The sequence below is a fragment of the Pseudomonas cuatrocienegasensis genome (assembly GCF_900110925.1).
Classification (GTDB): Bacteria; Pseudomonadota; Gammaproteobacteria; order Pseudomonadales; family Pseudomonadaceae; genus Aquipseudomonas; species Aquipseudomonas cuatrocienegasensis.
Genome location: NZ_FOFP01000022.1, coordinates 1 through 20599, shown reverse-complemented (window position 1 = coordinate 20599; position 20599 = coordinate 1). Strand labels below are relative to the sequence as shown.

Genomic DNA, 20599 nt, shown 5'->3' with positions numbered 1-20599 from the left:
CGAGGGGTTCCTTGCCGTGAACGGGGGATGTGGGGGACGCCGGAGTCGTCATTGCAGTTGCTCCAGCAAGCCGAGAAACTCATCATCGGAGAGCCCCGAATCAGCGAAATCAGCAGCGGTGGCGCGTCCGGCCTCGGGCGCCAGGCAGTGCTCGAGCAGGGCTTCGATGCACTGCTGGAACTGCTGCGCCAGTGCGCCGATCAGGGCCTGCTCATGCACCTGTGGGGCGTAGCGCCATTCGATGTGCAACTGGCCCTGGTCGACCAGGGCGGTGACGTCGAGCAGATGGGTGCGGCGGGTGTCGTCGGCACGCATGGCCGGGCACAGCGGTTGCGCCAGGCGCCACAGGCGCGAGCCGCCCAGCCACTGGTCGACCCGGCCCAGGTAGTTGAAGGTGAGCAGCGACGCCGCGCCGAGCCCATGCTGTGGATCGAGGCGCAGCAGGCCGTAACCGATGCCCTGCTCGGGCACCCGGCGCAGGGCCTCCTTGGCGGCGATGATCGACTGCTCCGGGTCCTCGGCAGCGGGCACGGCCAAGGGGTAGCGACTGGTGTGCCAACCCACCGAGCGCGACAGATCCGGGCTCTGTTCCCAGCCACTGCGACCGTGGCTTTCCATCTCCAGGGTGACCTGCTCGCGTCCCAGCCATTGGCCGATCACGCCAGCCAGTGCCGCGACCAGCAGATCCTGCACCTGGGTGCTATAGGCCCCATGGCAGTCGCCCAGCAACAATTCGGTTTTCTCAAGGGACAGCTTGGTTTCCAGCGTGCGGCTTTCGCCATACAGGCTGACGTCGCGGGTGACCTCGCCCTCCTCGGCCAACTGCGCCTGCCAGTACTCGCGCTGGGCCAGCACCTCGGGCTGCAGACGATGGCGCTGCAAGGCCTCGCTCCAGCGATCAAAGCGGGTGGAAACCGCCGGCAACGAAGCTTGCGGGTCGAGGTACAGGCTTTCCAGCTCTTCCAGCAGCACCTGCCAGGACACCGCGTCGACCAGCAGATGGTGCGCGGTGCACAGCAGATGCCCGCTGCCGGTGAAATACACCCAGCGGATCAACGGCGCTTCATCCAGTCGCCAGCCTTGTTGCCACTGCTGCAACAGCGCGTCATCCAGCGGCTGTTCGACCACCTGCAGCAGCTTGCCGGCCATGTCCGCCGACAGCGGCTGATAGCGTTGCTGCCAGCCCTGCCCGCTCGGCTCGAAGATCAGCCGCAGGCTGCTGTGACGCTGCAGCAAGGTCGCCAGCGCCTGGGCCAGGCGCACCGGTTCCAGCGGCTGGTGAACGGCCAGCAGCAGGGACTGGTTCCAGTAGTGCGGCGTGTTCTGCTGCTGGTCGAAGAACCAGGCCTGGATCGGCGTCAGAGCGAAAGCGGCGCTCGGCTCGGCGCTATCGACCTGGGCTTGCCCGGCCGCGCTGGCGAGGTCGCTGGCCTGCTCGGCCCAACCGTTGACCGTGGGGAATTCGAAGATCTGCTTGGGCTTGAGTTGCAGCCCCTGCTGCTTGGCCCGGGCGATGATCTGCAAACTCAAGATCGAGTCGCCACCGACGCTGAAGAAGTTGTCGTCCGCCTGCAGATCCGGCTTGTCGAGAATTTCCCGGGCAATCGCCAGCAGGCAGTGCTCGCGCTTGCGTTGCGGCGTGTCCACCACCCGCGCCAGGGCACGCACGCTCGGCTCGGCGAACAGTTGCTTGGGCGTCATCGAGATCTGTTGCTGACGCGCACGGGCGATGATCTGCAAGCCGAGGATCGAATCGCCGCCGTGGGCGAAAAAGTTATCGTCCGGGCCCAGGTCGGGGTTGCCGAGCAGGCTGCGCCAGATGTCCAGCAAGGCGCTTTCCACGGCGTTCAACGGCAGGTTATCGCTTGCCTCGGTGCGTTGCGGCAACTGCTCGGCCTGGCGCAGCAAGGCCTGGCGGTCGACTTTGCCGTTAGCCAGCAAGGGCAAGGCATCCAGGCAATGCCACTGGGCTGGCTGCATATAGTCCGGCAGCCGCGCCTGCAAGGCTGACTGAATGTCCGCCAGCGCAGTGCGCGGCGCGACCAGGAAAGCCACCAGGCGATTGCCCGACAGCGGCGTCGGCACGTTCAGTACCCGCACATCCTCAACCTGCGCCAGACCGCGTAATTGCGCGGCCACTTCTGCAGGTTCGACCCGGTAGCCGCGGATTTTCAGCTGCTCGTCGAGGCGCCCGAGAAACAGCACCTGACCCTGATGATTGAGGCGCACTCGGTCGCCAGTGCGATAGCCGTGCTCGCCGAAGCGCGCGCGATCCTGGTCTGTAGCACTCAAATAACCGCGCGCCACGGTCGCGCCTTGAACATACAGTTCACCGCTGACGCCCACCGGCAACAGTGCACCATCGGGCGCGCGCACGCTGACCTGCACATTGGCCAAGGGCCGCCCCAGTGGCAGTGTGGCGCCGGCAACTGAGGGGCTGCCCTCGACTTCGTGGGTCAGCACGCCAACTGTGGTTTCGCTGGGCCCATAGTGATTGACGATGCGCAACTGCGGATCCAAGGCGCGCAGGCGCGCGACCAGCTCGGCAGCCAACGCCTCACCGCCGACCACCAGGCATTGGCGCGGCAACAAGCGCTGTGGCTCGCTGGCCACCAGCAAAGCATTGAGGTGCGAGGGCACGATCTTCAGCATATCCACAGGTTGCCGGCCGAGCACCGTCGCCAGCTCCTCGGCGTCGAACGCCAGCTCTTCTTCCAGCAGGCGCAAACGCCGGCCGCTGAGCAGCGCACCGAACAGCGCGGTATGGCCCAGATCGGTGGCGCAACTGGCCAGGCTCGTCAGGCTGGCATCGGCGGACAGGTTCAGGCGTGCCAGGCAGGCCGTGACGTAGTGGATCAGGTTGCCCTGGGTCACTTCCACGCCTTTGGGGCGGCCGCTGGAACCGGAGGTGTAGACCACGTAGGCCGGCAAATCCGCTGGCAGGGCAGCGTGCAGTGGCCCGTCGCTAAACAACTGCCCGCTGGGTACGGGTAGCCAGTGCACCTGCTGCGGCAACCAATCGGGGCGTTGGCCCACGCCGATCCACAGCTGCGGCATGGCGTCCAGGCAGATGTCACGCAGACGGCTTTCGGGCCACTGCGGGTCGAGCGCCAGGTAAGTCGCGCCCGACTGCCAGGCGGCGAGCATGTGCATCACCAGCTCGCGACTGCGCGGCAGACACAAGGCGACCCGCTCGCCCAGCCAACTCAGCGCCCCTTGCATGCGCTCGCCACGGGCAACCACGGCCCTGGCCAACTCTGCATAACTCAGTTGCCCTTGGCTATCTTCCAGGGCGATGGCCTGCGGTTTCTCTGCACACTGCAGGGTAAAGGCCTGCCAGGCAGCGTCGGCCGGCAGCGGCGTCTCTTCACCCTGCAACAGGGATTGCTGCGCGGGCGGCAGCCAGTCGAGTTCGGTGAAGGGCACCTCGGGACGCTCGAGAACCGCTTGAACCAGCGCAATGAACTGATCACGAAAACGCTCGACGGTTTCCTGCCGGTACAGCGCCTTGCTGTAGCGCCAACGCCCGAGAAACCCGGCCTCATCGTCGATGATTACCAGGTTCAGCTCGTGGGCGGCGCCACGCTGTTCAGACAGCAAACGCTCTAAATGCTGCTCAAACGGTGCCTCGCGCTCTTTGTTAAGGGTAAACATATGCTGGAACACAGGCGCCCTGCCCATCTGCCGGGGCAGATCCAGCTGTTTGACCAGACGCGAAAACGGATAGTGACGGTGCTGCAGGCTTTGCTTGAGGGTTGCGCCGACCTGCTTTGCCCAGTCGCCACTGGACAACTCTTGGCGCAAACGGCAGCGGATCGGCAGCGGGTTAACCAGGTAGCCAGGCAATCCGGCCTGGCCGCGCTTCAGCCGCCAGCCACTGGGGGTGCCGAGGACGAAATCGTTCTGCCCGGAGATCACACCGAGAAATTGCTGGAACAGCGAAAACCACAACACATAAGGCGTCACGCCCAAGTTGCGGGCCAGAACGCGCAACCTGGCACTGCTGTCGGCATCGAAGCGCACGGCCAGCTCACCGCCGACAAAACCCTGGCTGCTGCCATAGGGGAAGTCGGTGGGCAATTCCAGGGCCGGGGCATCGGCCAGTTGCGTTTGCCACCAAGCCAGTTCCTCAGGCTCGCTGGCTTCGCTACGGATATGCAGCTCACTGCACCAGGTGCGGTACGCCGCAGGATCGACGGGGGCCAGGGCCTCACCATTGAGCAGCGCAAAGAGTTCGTTGAAGACGATATAAAAGGTCGCCAGATCGGCAGCGATATGGTGGATCACCAGCAATAGGCTTTGCTCGACGCGCGCCTCCAACTGATTGTTCAGCAGCAGCAAGCGGCTGACCTCGCCAGCCTGCAGATCGAAAGGCATATCGGCCAGTTCGACCAGCCGTTGCTGCAGGCCAGCTTCGTCGGCAGCCTCTAAATCAATACACTGCAGCGACCGTGGCTGGGCATGGTTGTCCCACTGCAGCAACTCGCCATCGCGCTCGGCAAAGGCGCTGGACAGTAGCGGATAGCGCTGTTGAACGGCCTGCCAGGCTTGCTCCAGGCGTTGCGGCAAATCCGCAGAGCAGTATTCGGCCTTGATCCGCCCCGCATAGGCAATGTTGTAGGCACAGTTGTCAGGCTCCATACGCTGCAAAAACCACAGCGCCTGCTCGTTATCGGTTAGCGGGCGGGGCTCGAAGTAGTCCGGGTGCGACTCCAGCCACTCGAGGATTTCGTTGCTGCGCGCTTGCAGCTCGCGCTCTAACGTCTCGCTCAGGGCCTGCGGCAAGGAGGCCGAAATCATCAAGCGTCCCGCGCTCGCCGACAGGCGAATTCCACGCAGCCAGCAGCCATGCATCAGGCGATCGAGCATTGGTTGTCCTTCTTTATTGCGAATCGGGTAGCCGCTGTAGCGACGTTTGTACTGGGCCGGCGAGCTTTAGTGCTTCCCGTGGCTCAAGACGCCGGCGCGGGCTCGGCCATGGCCACCACCACCTTGCGTGCGCCCTGAAAGGCGGCCCGGCCATGGGCGACCAGCATGTTGTCGAGCATCAGCACATCACCGGCCTGCCAGGGAAAGGCGATCTGGGTGCCCTGCAGCACCTCGCGGATATGCGCCAGCGCCTCCAGCTCGAGCGGCGAACCGTCGCCGTAGTAGACGTTTCGCGGCAGGTGTTCTTCGCCGACGATGGAGATCAGGGTCTCGCGAAGCTGAGGCGCGAGATTGGACACATGAAACAGATGGGCCTGGTTGAACCACAGCCACTCCTCGGTCACAGGATGCCGGGCAACCGCCTGGCACACCTGGCGGGTGCGCAGCTCGCCGTCATCCTTCCATTCGAAGTCAATGCCACCGAGCCGGCAGAAGCGCTCGACCTCGGCCTTGTCCTCAGTGCTGAAGGCCTGCTGCCAGGTCAGGTCAAGGCCGTTGCCATAATTGCGGACATACATCAGACGCTTCTCGGCGAAGCGCTGACGCACCTGCGGGTCGAGCCGCTGGTAGACCAGGCGACTGTCGGCAATCGGTGTTTCACCGCCGGCCTGGGCAGCCTGCACGCAGTGGAACCAGATCTTCATGGGCCAGTTCAGCGAGTAGGACTGCTCGTTATGCAGCGGGATGATCTGGTGGGCGGGATATTCGGTGGAGGTATAAACCCGGCCGTTGAGCTGGGTGCGTGGCGTGGAGGCGTAGTCGTAGGTCAGCAGTTCGTGGCCGAAACTGCGCGCGAAGCGTTCAAAGCCCTGCTCGCCGTCGAAGGCGAAACCGCGGAACAGAATACCGCCAGCACAGAGCAACTCGCTCTCGACAACCTGACGAATAAGCTCTGCATGCCGTTGCCAGGAATCACCCGATACAGGCGCCTGCAGGATAAACGGCAGAGTATGTGAAGACGCTTCAACCGTTGAATGGCCTGCGCGGCTGAGCAAGTCGGTAACCATCTGGATTCCTTGGCAGTTAAGCGAGGGCACCAAAATTAACGCAACTGACTCTCAACATCAAATAGGAATTATTATTAAATGACCAAATGCACAGCCTACCTCTCTGAACGCGGGCGAGGCCCTACCCTGGCCATTACAAGGCCATCAAACAGCCAGGATTGAGTACAGCGCAAACGGGCCCGCCGCCGAATGATCGGAGCAGCCCCAGTGATAACAGAGGCCCCCGGTTTCGCAGCAGGTGCCATCAAGCAGCAGCCCGGACATCTAGTCCTGCTGCAACTTATAGCCTCGCTCAGCGATATGCGACATCAGCAGGTAAGCCGAGCCGATCATCCCCTGCATGGTGTCGGCGAAGCGACTGCGGTTGAGGTAAAGGAACTGGCGATTCTGCACTGCAAACAAGCTCTGCCACTGCGGCGAACTACGGAAGGCGGCGGTGCCTGCCTCCGAGTCGAGCATCTCTTCGTAGGTATCGATGATGAAATCGCTATTGAAGTCGCCAATCCGTTCCAGGCTGTAGGGCACGTTCTGCCGGGCCTCGCGGTAGGCCGCCACGCGCCCGAGGCCGAAGTCGGCGATCACGTCATCCATGCCGGAGCGGCCGATCAGCTGAAAGCCATCCGGGTAGACTTCCAGGGTCGTGACGGTGATGCGCCCCGGCTCCTTCACCCGTTTGGCAAACTCGCTGACTATCCATTGATACTCGGCCAGTAGCTCCTGATAGCGCTGCTGTTTGCCGACCAGTTCGGCCAGTTCCTTGGCATAGGTCTTGATATCGGCCTCACGGGCGGGCAGCAGGACGACCGGGGCGATCTTGTCGAGCTTTTCCTTGAGCTCGGCGTGGTAGGACAGACCGACGATCAGATCCGGCTGCAGCGCCGCGATAGCCTCCAGGTCGGGGGCCTGATGCGAGCCGATGTACTGAATGCCGGCCACGTCGAAGCGCGGCTGAGCGCCGCGAAACAGCGCATCGGAAAACAGCTTCTTGCGCCCCGTGGAGCCGCAAGGTTTTACCCCCAGCTCGAGCAACTGGGTGGTCAGGCTGAGGTCATGCAGCGAGACCACACAACGTGGCGCCAGCGGCACCTCGACCCGGCCGAAACTGTTTTCGAAAACTTTCGTCTCGGCCGCGGCCGCCGGGCCCGTCAGACCAACACCGAGGCTGGCGCAGGCCGCCAGAAAAAATGCTCTTACCGTTACTGCCATTCTCTGTATGTCCTTTAAAAATACGTGCTAGCGATTGCGCTGCCGGGCCAGCAATACCAATAAATACGGCGCCCCGATAATCGCCACCACCAGGCCGGCGGGCAATTGCAAGGGCGGAAACAGCGCGCGCCCGAGGGTATCGCCGAGCAACACCAACAAGGCGCCGAACAACGCCGACAAGGGGATCAGCGCGCCATGGCGATCGCCGCAGAGTTGCCGCGCCAGATGCGGCGCAACCAGGCCGACGAAGGTCATGACACCGACATTGGCCACCGCCGCTGCAGTGAGCATCACGCTGCACAGCAGCAGCAAGCCCATCACCCAGGGCACGTTCAGGCCGCGACTCAGCGCAACACCCTCGCCCAGTTGCAACAGGTTGAGCTGGCGATGGCAGAACAGCAGTGGCAGGCCGGCGATCAACAGCCAGAGCGTCAGGCTCTGCACCTGCCCCCAACCGCCGCGGTGCAGACTGCCGCCCAACCACATCAGCGCCGACTCGACGCGGTCGATATTGCCGTAGGTGATCAGCAAGTCGGCAACCGCGCCGAGCATGGCGGTCAAACCGACGCCGACCAGAATCAGGCGCAAGGGCGCGATGCCGCGCCGCCAGGACAGGCCAACGACAAACACCGCCACCGCCAGGCCGCCGACCAGCGCCGCCAGGGGATACAGCTGCAGTGGCAAGGCCGACGGCCAGATCACCAGGATCAGCAACATGGTCACACTGGCGCCCGCCTCCACCCCGACCAGACCCGGTGCAGCCAGCGGATTGCGGGTCAGGGACTGCATCAGCAGACCGGCCAGGGCCATCGCCGCGCCGCCGAGGATGGCCAGCAAAATGCGCGGCAGGCGCAGCTCCCAGAGCACATTGCCCTGTGCGCTGGCCAACTGCTCGCCGCCAAGCAACTGCGCCCAGGCCTGGGCCAGGCTCATCGGATAGCTGCCGACGGTGAGCGAATAGGCCGCCATACCCAGCAGCACAAGCACCAGCGCCAGGCTCGAAAGCAGATCGATCGGCCGCCCTACCCAAGGCAACCAGGCAAAACGCCGCGGCGTGGTCAGCCGGCCACTCATTTCAACTTCCTCAAGACCAGGGCGACAAAGATCGGACCGCCGATCAGTGCGGTGACTATCCCGGTATTGAGCTCGTAGGGGCTGACCAGGGTGCGCGCCACCACGTCCGCCAGAATCAGCAGCAAGGCCCCGATCAGTGGCGTCGCCAGCAACAGGTGGCGTAGATCATTGCCAACCAGCAGACGCGCCGCGTGCGGCACCACCAGGCCGACGAAACCGATGGGCCCAGCCAGCGCCACCGCACAACCGGACAACAGCACCACAGCGGCCAGGCTCATCAGGCGCATGCGCAGCAGATTGACGCCCATGCTCGCCGCCGCCTGCGCGCCCAGGCGATAGGTATTCAGTGCCCGCACGTTGCACAGGCACAGCAGCATGCCGATTAACAGATAGGGCCAGAGCCAATGCGGCAGTACCGCGCCGCTGATACCGAGCGAACCGGTCAACCAGCGCCGCAGGCTATCGAGCCCCTGCTGGTCGAGCAGCAGCAGGATCGCGGTAATAGAACTGAACAGCGCCGCCATCACCGCGCCGGAAAGGGTCAGGCGCACCGGGTTGTGGCTCCTGCCGGCCAGCAGCATGACGCCCAGCGCGGCCACCAGTGCGCCACTGAAAGCAAACAACGGGATCATGCTCATATTGTTGCCGGGCAGCACCAGCAGGCCAAACACCACGAACAATGCGGCGCCGCTGTTGATGCCAAGAATCCCAGGGTCGGCCAGCGGATTGTCGCCGACCGCCTGCATCACAGTGCCAGCCAGCCCCAGACAGGCACCGACCACCATCGCCACCCACAGCCGCGGCAGACGCGAACCCTGGATCACACTGTGATCGGAATTGCTCGGGTCATATGCAGTCAGTGCCTGCCAGACCTCGACCCAGGGAATCGACTTGGCGCCCACCGCCAGGTGCAGGATCGACGCACAAGCGATCCCGGTCATGATCAATAACCACACCGGCCAACCCCATTTACGACTCACAGGCCGGCCTGACCAACAGCCGCACCAGCACGGCCCGGCGAAATCGGCACACACAGCAGATCCCCCGAATGAGGGTCGGTGATGATGTGCGCATTTAGATCGAAAACGGCCTTGAGGTTCGCCGAAGTAAAAACCTGCGCAGGTGCCCCCTGGGCATGCACTTTCCCTTGGCGCAGCATCACCAGATGATCGGCATAGCGGGCCGCCTGGTTGAGGTCATGCAACACGGCAATGATCGTTCGGCCCTGGTCACGCAACTCGACCAGGAGTTCAAGCAAGGCAATCTGGTGGGCAATGTCGAGAAAGGTGGTGGGCTCATCGAGCAAGATCACCGGCGTGTCCTGGGCCAGCGTCATGGCAATCCAGCAGCGCTGCAACTGACCACCGGACAAGGTCGACAACGCCCGGTCCTGCAGCGCGACGACGTCCGCCAGCACCAATGCCTGATCCACAGCCTGCTGATCCTTCTCGGTCCACTGCTGCCACCAGCTTTGCCAAGGATATCGGCCCTGCATGACCAACTCACGCACACTCATGCCGGCAGGCGAGCTGGTGCGCTGGGGTAACAGCGCAACGCGCTTGGCCAACTCACGACGGGAAAACTGAGCGTGGGGCTTACCGTCAAGCAGCACCTCGCCGCTCATCGGCGTCAACATCCGCGCGAGGACATTCAGCAAGGTGGTCTTACCGCAACCATTGGCACCGATCAGCGCGGTAAAACGGCCCTCGGGGATAGCCAGACTGACGTCATCAAGCACCTTCAGCTCAGCAAAAGAGAGCTGGAGTTGTGTCGCTTTCAACATGCACAAACACCCAAATTCAAACCTTCGCTCCAGACCAGCTCCAGGCTGACGCCGCTAATGCTTATCCAGCGACGCGCTCTCCACAGGCGCTGCAAAAGGTTGCCTGTGTCATTGAGCGTGCGGGAGTGTTCGCAGCACAGAAGCTGAGCTGCAAGAAAATCCTGTCTAGCTTGCAGCAATAAATCGAGCAAAACAATAAACTCTATCGCAGTGCAAACCCTTCTCATTTAGATATATAGTCTGCCCTGAAATAGCACGCAGCCATCAGCGCCCGAGCTCAAAGGCCCAGCAGAACGCCCCAGCTCAGCGTACTCACTTAACTGAAACGACAGGATTTTTTTGCCATGCGCCACGCGAGGACTCAGCAAACTTCGGCCTACTCATCTCACTGGCCAAAAAGCCGCCTGACAGCTTTAGCCTTGGCTCTGGCCAGCCTAAGTTCAACGCACCTGGCTGCTGCAGAGCAAACCGTGGGCAACGCATCGGACCCTGTCGAACTAGACGCGACCACCGTGACCGGGCAAACCCAGGAGAACCCTACCGGCTACGTGCCGGGTTACGTCGCCAAGCGCAATATGAGCGTCACTAAAACCGACACACCGATTATCGAAACGCCGCAATCGCTTTCCGTGGTGACAAGCGACGAGCTCCGCGACCGCCAGGCTGAAACCCTGTCCCAGGCATTGAGCTACACCCCTGGCTTCACCAGTCAGCCGACCAGTTTCAACCGCACCGCCGACCGTTTCCGCATCCGCGGCTTCGATGTCGAGTCCGGCACCGGTGGCTCGCTGCGCGACGGCCTGCGCCTGCAGAACAACTCCTACGACGGCGTGCAGGAGCCCTATGGCCTGGAGCGCGTCGAAGTCATCCGTGGCGCCGCGTCGGTGCTCTACGGCCAGCTTTCTCCCGGTGGCATGGTCAACGGCGTCAGCAAGCGCCCGACCCAGACACCGCTGCGCGAGCTGAATCTGCAGGTGGGCTCCAACGACCGCAAGCAACTCGCCGCGGACTTCAGCGGCCCGCTGGCCGGCAGCGACACCCTGAGCTACCGCCTGACCCTGCTTAGCCGCAACAGCGATACCCAGCAGGACTATATCAACGACGACAAGTTCTATATCGCCCCGGCCCTGACCTGGCGCCCCAACGAAGACACCTCGTTGACCCTGCTGTCCTTCTACCAGAAGACCGATACGCGTTTCTCCGCTCCGCTGCCTTATCAACTGGTCAAGGGCGTCGGCGACGGCGCCTTCAAGATTGACCGCGACAAGTTTATCGGCGAGCCGGATTACGACGATATGAATGGCGAGATGTCGGCCCTCGGCTACGAGTTCGCCCACAACTTCAATGAGCACTTCAAGCTCAACCACAAGCTGCGTTATTCCGAATCCGATGTGAAGTTCAACTACGTTCAGCTCCCATTCTCTGCTGCCGATAGGGCGACGGCAATCGCCCAAGCAGCAGCAACCGGCATCCTTGCGCGCCAGTACAGTGATCGCCACGAACGCGCGCGGACCTGGGCCAGCGATACCAATATCGAGTCAAAATGGCAGTTCGGCAACATAGAGAACACCGTGCTGGTCGGTTTCGATGGCTATGACACCTCCTATGATTCGCACAATTACCGTGGTAACGCACCAAGCTTGGACCTGACCCGCTACAACTATGGTCAACCCGTTGTGGTCAACAGAAATAGAGATCGCGGCTCGCAACTCGACACGCTGCAAAAAGGTGTCTACCTGCAAAACCAAGTCAAGTTCGACGAGAAATGGGTACTTCTCCTCGGCGGGCGCCACGACTGGGCCGACCAGAAACAGCAAGCCCACTTTAACGGCGCCAAGGCCGACCAGAGTGACGAAGCCACCACCGGCCGCGCAGGCCTTGTCTACCTGGCCGACAACGGCCTGGCCCCCTATATCAGCTACAGCGAGTCGTTCTTTCCGGTCGCAGTGGCAGATGCTCCCGGTCAAAACTTCACCCCAACCGAAGGCAAGCAGTACGAAGTGGGCGTGCGCTATCAGCCTAAAGACAGCAACCTGCTGCTTAGCGCAGCGGTCTACGAGCTAATTCAGACTGATGTTCTGACACGGAACTCCAGCACCGATGAGTACCGACAAACCGGTGAAGTACGCTCCCGTGGCCTAGAACTGGAAGCCAAGGCCGATGTCACCCCTGCACTCAGCGTAATCGCCTCCTACGCCTACACCGACGCCCGCATCACCAAAAGCGCCATCGCGGCGGAAGTTGATCAGCGCAGCGAAGACACCCCTTACCACCAGGCCGCACTGTGGACCAGCTATGACTTCGTCAATTGGGGCATCCCGCAACTGACCATCGGTGTCGGTGCCCGCTACAAAGGCACCACCCAGGCATCGGAGATGGACTCGGCCATGCCGGCCTACACCCTGTTCGACGCCATGGCACGCTACCAGATCGACCAGAACTGGTCAGTAACGCTGAATGCCAACAACCTGACCAACAAAGAGTACACCTACTGCGAATTCGCCAGTTGCCGCTACGGTGACGAGCGCAATATGCTGACCTCGGTGAACTTCACCTGGTAAGGCGCGCTCAGCGACAGACAGAGCGCGAGTGACGGCAGGCAATCTGCCGTCCGATGGAGCAAAGCCGCTGGGTTGAGGTCTTAGCTGGGTAACGCGTCGCTGTTCTGCATTCCTGCAGGGCAGCGACGCCAGCCGGCCTTTTCGACCACGGACGCGCCCATGCCCCTGACCCGCCTGCTTCGCCCGCTACTCGCCGCCGCTCTGCTCGCCAGCCTGGCGGCGTGCAGCACCTTCGCCAACCGCGACCCACTGCACATCGACCTGGTCGGCCTGGAGCCACTGCCCGGCGAAGGCCTGGAAGTGCGCTTTGCGGTCAAGCTGCGCATCCAGAACCCCAACGAAGGCAGCATCGACTACAACGGTGTAGCCCTGCAGCTGGACGTCAACGACCAACCCCTGGCCCGCGGTGTCAGCGACCAGCAGGGCAGCGTGCCGCGTTTCGGTGAGGCGCTGATCAGCGTGCCGGTGACCATCTCGGCCTACTCGGCCATGCGCCAGGCCTGGGGCGCGTCTGCCTATCAGGCAGGGCAGAGTGTGCCCTTTGTCGTGCGCGGCAAGCTGGCCAGCGGCCTATTCGGCACCGTGCGTTTCAGCGACAGCGGCACCCTGGACTGGCCAGCGGGCGCGCCGTGAACAGTTAATCCGCCGGCTGGGCGACTTTCTCGCCCATGTCCTTGCCCTCACGGCAGCTGTGCTCGATCACCGCATTCAGCTCAGCGCCGAATAGCAGCACCGCCGAAGAGATGTACAGGTACAGCAAGAAGATAATGATCGCGCCGATGCTGCCGTAGGTGGCGTTGTAGTTGGCGTAGTTCTGCGCGTAGTACCCAAAGCCAATGGACGCCGCGATCCACACCACCACCGCCAGCACCGAGCCGGGGGTGATAAAGCGAAACTCCTGCTCGACATCCGGCGCGACGTAATAAACCCCCGCCACGGCGACCATCAGCAGCAGCACGATCAGCGGCCAACGCACCCACGACCAGAGCGTGATAACCGCCTGCTCGATACCGATGTAATGCGCCAGCCAGCCCAGTACCTGCGGCCCCAGCACCATAAAGGCCGCAGCAGTCAGCAGCAGTGCGGCAATCGCCAGGGTGTAGAGCAGCGACAGCGGAATACGCTTCCAGGCCGGCCGGCCTTCCTTTACGCCGTAGGCCTTGTTGGTCGCATCCATCACCGAGCGCACCGCCGAAGATGCCGTCCACAGCGCCACCAGAATCCCCACGGAAAACAGCCCGGCCTGCTGCGTCTGCAACTGATCGATGGCGGGGTTGACCAGGTCCAGCGCGGCTTGCGGCATCACCAGTTCGGCCTGCTGGCGCAACCAGTCGAAGAACGGCTGCATATCCAGCACGCTGATCAGCGCGATCAGAAACAGCAAAAAAGGGAACAACGAAAAGAACAACTGGAACGCCAGCGCTGACGCGTAAGTGGGCAACTCATCTTCGATGAAGTCCTGCACCGTGGTCTTGAGGACCGTAAACCAGCCCACGCGCATTCGCGGAAAAAGCATGTCGCCTCCATAAAAACTGTCGTGCCGCCACGGCACCCGTATTAGCCGTTGGAACGACAGGCGTGCAACCGAGTTCAGGCAATCGCACAGCATCCGCTGCCCAGGCCCGCTATGATGGCGCACGCTGTCACCTGCGAGCCACCCCATGCCTTTGCTGCCCACCTTCAACCCGGCCGACACCTCGCGCATCATCGAGATGGCCTGGGAAGACCGCACCCCCTTCGAGGCCATCGAACGCCTGTACGGCCTCGATGAAGCAGCGGTGATCCGCCTGATGCGGCAACAGCTGCGCGCCAGCAGCTTTCGCCTATGGCGCCAACGCATGGCCGGGCGCACCACCAAGCACCAGGCGCTGCGCCACCCGGGCATCAATCGCGGCTACTGCCCCACGCAATACAAACGCTAGGGCCCAACAGCGATCGCGAAAAAATTCGCTCCACAGGCTGCAGCAGCCAGCGCAGACACAGCCGGTTAAAAACCCTATACAATGCGCGCCTTTTCCACCCTGAGGACCGCGCCGTGAGCACCTTGCCCCCCTGCCCCGCCTGTAATTCCGCCTACACCTACGAAGACGGCGCCCAGCTCGTCTGCCCGGAATGCGGCAACGAGTGGTCGGCCACGGCTGCCGCCGACAGCGCCGCAGAAGGCGATAAGGTGATCAAGGATTCGGTCGGCAACGTGCTGCAGGACGGCGACACCATCACCGTGATCAAGGACCTCAAGGTCAAAGGCTCCTCGCTGGTGGTCAAGGTTGGCACCAAGGTCAAAGGCATCCGCCTGGTCGATGGCGACCACGATATCGACTGCAAGATCGATGGCATCGGCGCCATGAAGCTCAAATCCGAGTTCGTGCGCAAAGTCTGAAGCCACACACGCGTCGGGCCTGAACTACGCTCTGAGCATCCGCTCGGAGAACCATCATGCTGCGCTGCCGTACCCATGCCCTGCGCCTTGCCGGCCACGTCCTCGCCCTCGCTATTGCCCTGCACCTGACGCCAGCCATCGCCGATACCTGGCAGGTGGCCGGCGACGAGCAGTTTGCCCCGTATAGCTACCTCAACCCGGACGACGACATCCCTCACGGCCTGGATGTCGAGTTGGTCAGCGCCATACTCAAGGAAGCCGGGGTAACGCCCCAGGTGCGCCTCTACCCCTGGCAGCGGGTCAAGCGCTTGCTCGATCGGCGTGAGGTGGTCATGGCCTTCCAGTTTGCCGATACGCCCGAACGCCGCGCCCAATACACCCTGGTCGGCCCCCTGCGCAGCGGTTCCACGGTGTTCATGACCACGGCGAAAACCGCCATTACCGACTGGCGGACGTTCGACGATCTACAGCCCTACGTCATGGGGCAGGTCCGGGGTTACGCCTATGACGCGGCCTTCGACAAGGCCGATCTGGCCCGCGACACCAGTGCACAGAACCCGCGCCAACTGGTGTCGATGCTGCTGGCCGGGCGCATCGACATCATCGTCGGTGACCGCGTGCAGTTGCTCTACTTCATCAAGGAACAGCGCGCCCTCGAACAGGTACGCATCCTGCCCACGCCCCTGGTGGCGATGTCACGCTTCGTCGCGTTCGACAAACAGGATGCCGCCCAAGCCGAGCGCTTTGCCGCTGCGCTAGAGCGCTTACGCCGCAATGGCAGCCTGCAACACATCGAACAGCGCTGGGTACCCTAAGCCCCTCCCACACGGCCTGGCTATGCACCACCCCGTGATGCATAGCCCAGGCTACTGCGCGGCGAGTGCCGGCCCAGACAGGTAACGGCGGGCAAAGTCATCGGCGGTCATCGGCCGGCCATACAGGTAGCCCTGACCTTCCCCACAGTCATAACGGCGCATCAGCGCGGCCTGCTCCAGGGTCTCGATCCCCTCGGCGATCACCTCCAGATGGAAGCCGGCGGCCAGTCGGGTGACCGCCTCGATAATCGCCTCATCGCGCGAGCTGCGGTCGGCGCCGCTGACAAAGGAGCGGTCGATCTTCAGCCGGCTCACGGGGTAATCCTTGAGCAGGCTCAGGGACGCGAAACCGGTACCGAAGTCATCGAAGGCAATGCCCACCCCCAGGTCACGCAGATGCTGCAGCGGCTGCATGATGCGCTGCTCGTTACGCAGGATGGTGTTCTCGGTGATCTCCAGCTCCAGGGCGCTGGCCGGCAGGTTGAACTCGGCCAGGATGGCCTTGACCATGTCGGCGAAATCACGGGCGCGGAACTGCGCCGCGAACAGGTTTACGCCCATGCGAAAATGCCCAACGCCCATCTGCCGCCACTGTGCGGCCTGCCTGCAGGCGGTGCGCAAAATCCACTCGCCCACCGGCACCGCCAGCAAGCCAGCTTCGAGCACCGGCAGGAACACCGCCGGTGCGGTAACCCCCAGGGTCGGGTGGTTCCAGCGGATCAGCGCCTCGGCCCCACACAACGAGCCATCAGCCAGGTTGATCTGCGGCTGGTAGTACAGCTCGAACTCGCGGCGCTCCCAGGCCTGGCGCATGGATGAACTGATCGCGCCTTTGCGCGAGGCCGTCTGGCGCAACTCGGGCGTAAAGATATTCACCAGATGGCGGCCATCGGACTTGGCCTGATAAAGGGCCAGGTCGGCATTGCCGAGCAACTGTTCCTCGCTTTCAATCGCCCCGGAACTGGCCGCGATACCCACACTGGCACCGATAAAAATCGGCTGTTCGTCGTACTCGATCTGCTCTTCGATTATCGCGATCAGCTCCAGGCCCAGCGCGCGCGCCTGCAGCAGATCGGTGGTGCCAGTGACGAACACGACAAACTCGTCACCACCGAGCCGGCTGACCATAAACTCCCCCGCCACCGCCTGACGCAGGCGTGCGGCCACCACCTGCAGCACAAAGTCACCGGCACTGTGGCCCAGGGTATCGTTGACGTCCTTGAAACCATCCAGATCGATCAGCAACAGGGTCGCCGGGGTATGCGCCGCCAACACCTGCTGAATGCGCTGTTTGAGCAATGAGCGATTGGCAAGCCCGGTCAGATGGTCGTGCTCCGCCGCGTACTTGAGCTGCTTCTCGGCTGCGGCACGCACGGTGATGTCGCGGATGATCGCGCCAAAACAGCGCTCGCCGCCCTCGTGCCACTGCGACAGCGACAGCTCAACGGGGAACTGCGAGCCATCCCGGCGCAACGCACTGAGGTTGATCGCCGCACCGATGAGCCGCGGCGGGCCGCCCGCTGCGACGCGTCCAAACCCTGCGGCATGGGGCGCGCGCATCGGCAGCGGAATGATCAGATCCAGCGGCTGCCCCAGCGCCTCCTGAGCGGTGTAGCCGAACAGGCTCTCGGCGGCTGTGTTCCAGGAGGTGATAACGCTCTGGCTGTTGGCGCAGATGATGCCATCCGGTGAAGTAGCGGCGATGTGGCGGAAGCGGCTGCGGCTGGACTCGCCTTCACGCTCGAAGCGACGCAGATCGATGTGCTCGTTCACCAGCGCAGCCAGGTCACGGAGTATCTGTTGCTCGCGGCTGGTAAAGTCATGGCGCGGCTTGTCATCAATCAAACACAAGCTGCCCAGGGCATGGCCTTCAGCCGTACGCAGCGGCATGCCCGCATAGAAGCGGATATGCGGTGCACCTGTTACCAGGGCATTATTTTTGAAGCGCTCATCCTCAAGAGCGTCCGGCACGATAAACAGTGCCTCGCCCATGATCGCGTGGGTACAAAACGACAGCTCACGGCTGGTCTCCCTAACATCGAGCCCGATACGCGCCTTGAAAAACTGCTGGTCGCGATGCACCAGCGAGACCAGCGCAATGGGAACGTCGAAGATCCGCGAAGCCATCTGCACGATGCGCTCGAACTCCCGCTCCGGGGGCGTGCCCAACAGGTCGAGGGCATCAAGCGCCCCGATGCGCGCTTCGTCATTTAGCGGACGTGGGTAGTCGCTCATGTTCAATGCCTGAGCCAGATGATGACTTTCACTCTAGTGTAAAAATCACATCCTTGGGGCAAGCCCGCGACGACTGAAGCCCTTATTGCACCGGCAGAAAGTTGATAAACAGCAAACCCTGGGCGTAGCTCACGCCAATACGCCGGTAGCGTTCGTCCAGCACATCGGTGAGCAGGTCCAGGCGCGCGACTATCTTGCCGAACTCCACGGCGAAACTCAGGTTACGCGCCTGCTCGCTGATCTCGTTGGACAGCAGCAGCGGCTGGCCACCGGCATCGCGCCGGCTGGTCAGCATCCAGGTAGCCTTCTCGATATTGCGCGCGGCGTTGTGCACGAACTGCGCATCGATCATGTCCGTCAGGTAAAACTCGGTGCGCCCGCCATGGGCGGTCACCAGCATGCTGCCAATGGCATAAATAAAGGCGCCTACACGGTCCCCGCTAAAGTCCGGCCCCAGGGCGTAATTGAGCGCCGCAATGTCCTCCCGCCCCGCCAGCCCAGCCAGCGGCTGCCCCTGCTCGATGGCCTGTTGTACGGCGCGGGCGGCCTCGCTGCGGTTGGCGTGACCGGTTTTGCGCCACTCGCGCGGGTTGCGCTGGTAGAGCTTGTCCATCAGCCGGTACAACGCATTTAGGTTGTTGCGCATCGCCAGAGTGGCCAGACGGTCCGACGGCGTCTGAAAAAACTCGCTGGGCTTGGCCGAGGCTGTATTGGTCACAAAAGCCGCATTGCTCTGGTGCCGCGCGCAGCCGCCAGCCAACAGCATCAACACCAGCAGCGCGGCCGGATACGCCCACCTGCTCGTCTCGCGTCCTGTCATCCTTACCTGCCGTGGCCTGCGCTCTGAGTTCAAACACTATAGCCGCGCCAACACCTTGCAACGACTTTTCACGGCACCCGGCGAACTCTGGTGCATTGCGCCTTTCTAGATGCAGCTCATGCTTAAGGAGGTTCCCATGCCCAGATTCCGCCTCGCCTGCGCCCTCGCGCTTTGCGCGCCCCTGGCCTTTGCCCAGACTCCGAGCGAGCAAGTCGACATCATCGCCCACCTCAACGGCCTGGACGTCATCGTCGAGCCCATGGGCGTGCCCCTGAGCACCGGCAGCGGCGAAACCCACATGGTCGGCGTGCGCGCGGTCAAGGTCATCAACCAGAGCGATAAAAGCGTCACCTGCGAGTTCCAGGTAGCCGACGAAGACCGCACCAGCGTCACCACCCCCATCTTCAGCGTCGCCTCCGGCGCCCAGGTGATCGAACGCGTGCCCGGCGAATACGCCCCCGACAAGCCCTACGCCGAGCTGACCTGCCGCGCCAGCAATTAAACCGGCGTCACCCGCCCACGCGCGGCCTCCCCCCGCGCGCCGCCACCGGCCTGTAGCCATGGGCCAGCATCCGCAGTATCGTCGCCAGACGAGACTTCAAGGATGACCCATGGCCAGCAAACCCCAAGCCCCGCGCCAGCAAAAACACCTCGCCGTACTCATCGACGCCGACAACGCCCCAGCGGCCATCGTCGAAGGCCTGTTCGAAGAAATCGCCAAATACGGCATCGCCAGCGTCAAACGCATCTACGGCGACTGGACCAGCCCACAACTGGGCAGCTGGAAAAAAGTCCTGCTCGACTACTCCATCCAACCCATCCAGCAATTCGCCTACACCCGCGGCAAAAACGCCACCGACAGCTCACTGATCATCGACGCCATGGACCTGCTCTACACCCGGCGTTTTGATGGTTTCTGCCTGGTATCCAGCGACAGCGACTTCACGAGGTTGGCGGCGCGGTTACGGGAGGAAGGGCTGACCGTCTACGGCTTCGGCGAAGAGAAAACCCCCAAAGCCTTCGTCTCAGCGTGCGACAAATTCATCTACACCGAAATCCTCCGTGCCAGCCCTGAACCGCAGGCAGACCACCCCAGCAACGGAGACAAACCTGCCCCAGCGCTGGAGGCGCCCAAGCCACCGGCCGAGAGCAAAAAACTCAAAGTCCCGCTGGAGTTCATTGCCAAAGTGCTGGACGACATCGGCGACGACGAAGACGAATGGGTCCACCTCGGCGCCCTCGGCTCCAACCTCAGCAAACTGCGCCCGGACTTCGACGCGCGCCTGTATGGCTTCAAAAAACTCAGCGACCTGATCAAGGCACAACCCAAACGCTTTGAACTGCAGGCGCGGGTGAGTAGCACCTCGGGTGGGAAAGATTTTTATGCGCGGAATGTGAAACGGGAGCCGTGAGTGCGCTCCCGGGTATCGCTTCGCTCAACCCAGGCTACGGGTTAATAGCGGATTAGCCCACCTGTAGTGGTCAACTAATCCCGGACACTGCGTTAAGTTTTTCTTCCGCCACGGCAGGCGGGAGTCCGCCATTGAATTGATGTGGCCGTTGCCAGTTGTACCGTTGCATTAAAAACCGTCCGATATCTTGCTGTGCGAGCGCAGCGCTCATGTAACCCACACTCGGCACCCATTCTGTTTTCAAGCTGCGAAACAACCGTTCCATTGGCGCGTTGTCGTGGCAGTTTCCGCGGCGGCTCATGCTCTGTTTGAACCGATAGCGCCACAGTCGCTGGCGGAAGCTTCTGCTGCCGTACTGGCTACCCTGATCACTGTGG

17 protein-coding genes are annotated in these 20599 nt (G+C 62.7%); 7 read left to right on the top strand and 10 right to left on the bottom strand.

Features of this window, described 5'->3' with window-relative positions:
• Positions 1 to 48 precede the first annotated feature (48 nt).
• From BMW49_RS21745 to BMW49_RS21720, 6 genes are all read right to left on the bottom strand, one after another.
• Positions 49 to 4869, bottom strand: a complete 4821-nt coding sequence (locus BMW49_RS21745; RefSeq protein WP_069520146.1) for a non-ribosomal peptide synthetase — start codon at positions 4867 to 4869, stop codon at positions 49 to 51.
• An 83-nt stretch (positions 4870 to 4952) separates the two neighbouring features.
• Complete coding sequence (locus BMW49_RS21740) at positions 4953 to 5936, bottom strand: TauD/TfdA family dioxygenase (protein WP_069520145.1); 984 nt, start codon at positions 5934 to 5936, stop codon at positions 4953 to 4955.
• Positions 5937 to 6200: 264 nt separating this feature from the next.
• A complete protein-coding gene (locus BMW49_RS21735) occupies positions 6201 to 7142 on the bottom strand; it encodes an ABC transporter substrate-binding protein (RefSeq protein ID WP_083251798.1) in 942 nt (313 codons plus the stop codon).
• Between the two features lie 27 nt (positions 7143 to 7169).
• The gene (locus BMW49_RS21730; protein WP_069520144.1) at positions 7170 to 8216 is read right to left on the bottom strand and encodes a FecCD family ABC transporter permease; all 1047 of its coding nucleotides are present in this window, start codon (positions 8214 to 8216) and stop codon (positions 7170 to 7172) included.
• Positions 8213 to 9196, bottom strand: a complete 984-nt coding sequence (locus BMW49_RS21725; RefSeq protein ID WP_069520143.1) for a FecCD family ABC transporter permease — start codon at positions 9194 to 9196, stop codon at positions 8213 to 8215. The genes BMW49_RS21730 and BMW49_RS21725 overlap by 4 nt, the downstream gene beginning before the upstream one ends.
• Positions 9193 to 10005 carry an ABC transporter ATP-binding protein gene (locus tag BMW49_RS21720; protein ID WP_371850886.1) on the bottom strand — a complete coding sequence of 271 codons (813 nt, stop codon included), beginning with the start codon at positions 10003 to 10005 and terminating at the stop codon, positions 9193 to 9195. Before BMW49_RS21720 ends, BMW49_RS21725 begins: the two co-directional genes overlap by 4 nt.
• A gap of 464 nt (positions 10006 to 10469) precedes the next feature.
• On the opposite strand from BMW49_RS21720, the gene BMW49_RS21715 reads away from it, so the two are divergent.
• Positions 10470 to 12560, top strand: a complete 2091-nt coding sequence (locus tag BMW49_RS21715; RefSeq protein WP_244168389.1) for a TonB-dependent siderophore receptor — start codon at positions 10470 to 10472, stop codon at positions 12558 to 12560.
• A 159-nt stretch (positions 12561 to 12719) separates the two neighbouring features.
• Positions 12720 to 13193 carry an LEA/WHy family protein gene (locus BMW49_RS21710; protein ID WP_090391076.1) on the top strand — a complete coding sequence of 158 codons (474 nt, stop codon included), beginning with the start codon at positions 12720 to 12722 and terminating at the stop codon, positions 13191 to 13193.
• A 4-nt stretch (positions 13194 to 13197) separates the two neighbouring features.
• Here BMW49_RS21710 and BMW49_RS21705 read toward each other — a convergent pair whose 3' ends face one another.
• On the bottom strand, positions 13198 to 14076 hold the full coding sequence (locus tag BMW49_RS21705; RefSeq protein ID WP_069520141.1) for a YihY/virulence factor BrkB family protein: 879 nt from the start codon (positions 14074 to 14076) through the stop codon (positions 13198 to 13200).
• A gap of 145 nt (positions 14077 to 14221) precedes the next feature.
• Here BMW49_RS21705 and BMW49_RS21700 point away from each other — a divergent pair, with 145 nt between their 5' ends.
• The 3 genes from BMW49_RS21700 (at position 14222) to BMW49_RS21690 (ending at position 15755) form a co-directional block, all read left to right on the top strand.
• Positions 14222 to 14482 (top strand): TIGR03643 family protein, encoded by a 261-nt coding sequence (locus BMW49_RS21700; protein ID WP_069520140.1) that lies wholly within the window; start codon positions 14222 to 14224, stop codon positions 14480 to 14482.
• Positions 14483 to 14595: 113 nt separating this feature from the next.
• Positions 14596 to 14940, top strand: coding sequence for a zinc ribbon domain-containing protein YjdM (locus tag BMW49_RS21695; RefSeq protein ID WP_069520139.1), 345 nt, complete (start codon positions 14596 to 14598; stop codon positions 14938 to 14940).
• Between the two features lie 56 nt (positions 14941 to 14996).
• On the top strand, positions 14997 to 15755 hold the full coding sequence (locus BMW49_RS21690) for a substrate-binding periplasmic protein (protein WP_083251797.1): 759 nt from the start codon (positions 14997 to 14999) through the stop codon (positions 15753 to 15755).
• A gap of 51 nt (positions 15756 to 15806) precedes the next feature.
• Here BMW49_RS21690 and BMW49_RS21685 read toward each other — a convergent pair whose 3' ends face one another.
• Both BMW49_RS21685 and BMW49_RS21680 read right to left on the bottom strand, forming a co-directional pair.
• Positions 15807 to 17990: a putative bifunctional diguanylate cyclase/phosphodiesterase gene (locus BMW49_RS21685; protein ID WP_069520138.1), complete on the bottom strand. Its 2184-nt coding sequence runs from the start codon at positions 17988 to 17990 to the stop codon at positions 15807 to 15809.
• An 82-nt stretch (positions 17991 to 18072) separates the two neighbouring features.
• On the bottom strand, positions 18073 to 18810 hold the full coding sequence (locus BMW49_RS21680; RefSeq protein WP_069520137.1) for a hypothetical protein: 738 nt from the start codon (positions 18808 to 18810) through the stop codon (positions 18073 to 18075).
• A gap of 136 nt (positions 18811 to 18946) precedes the next feature.
• On the opposite strand from BMW49_RS21680, the gene BMW49_RS21675 reads away from it, so the two are divergent.
• Both BMW49_RS21675 and BMW49_RS21670 read left to right on the top strand, forming a co-directional pair.
• The gene (locus BMW49_RS21675; protein WP_069520136.1) at positions 18947 to 19312 is read left to right on the top strand and encodes a hypothetical protein; all 366 of its coding nucleotides are present in this window, start codon (positions 18947 to 18949) and stop codon (positions 19310 to 19312) included.
• Between the two features lie 109 nt (positions 19313 to 19421).
• The gene (locus BMW49_RS21670; RefSeq protein WP_069520135.1) at positions 19422 to 20222 is read left to right on the top strand and encodes an NYN domain-containing protein; all 801 of its coding nucleotides are present in this window, start codon (positions 19422 to 19424) and stop codon (positions 20220 to 20222) included.
• Between the two features lie 70 nt (positions 20223 to 20292).
• Here the strand turns inward: BMW49_RS21670 and BMW49_RS21665 are convergent.
• A partial coding sequence (locus BMW49_RS21665) for an integrase core domain-containing protein (RefSeq protein WP_139205712.1) occupies positions 20293 to 20599 on the bottom strand: 307 nt, incomplete at its 5' end.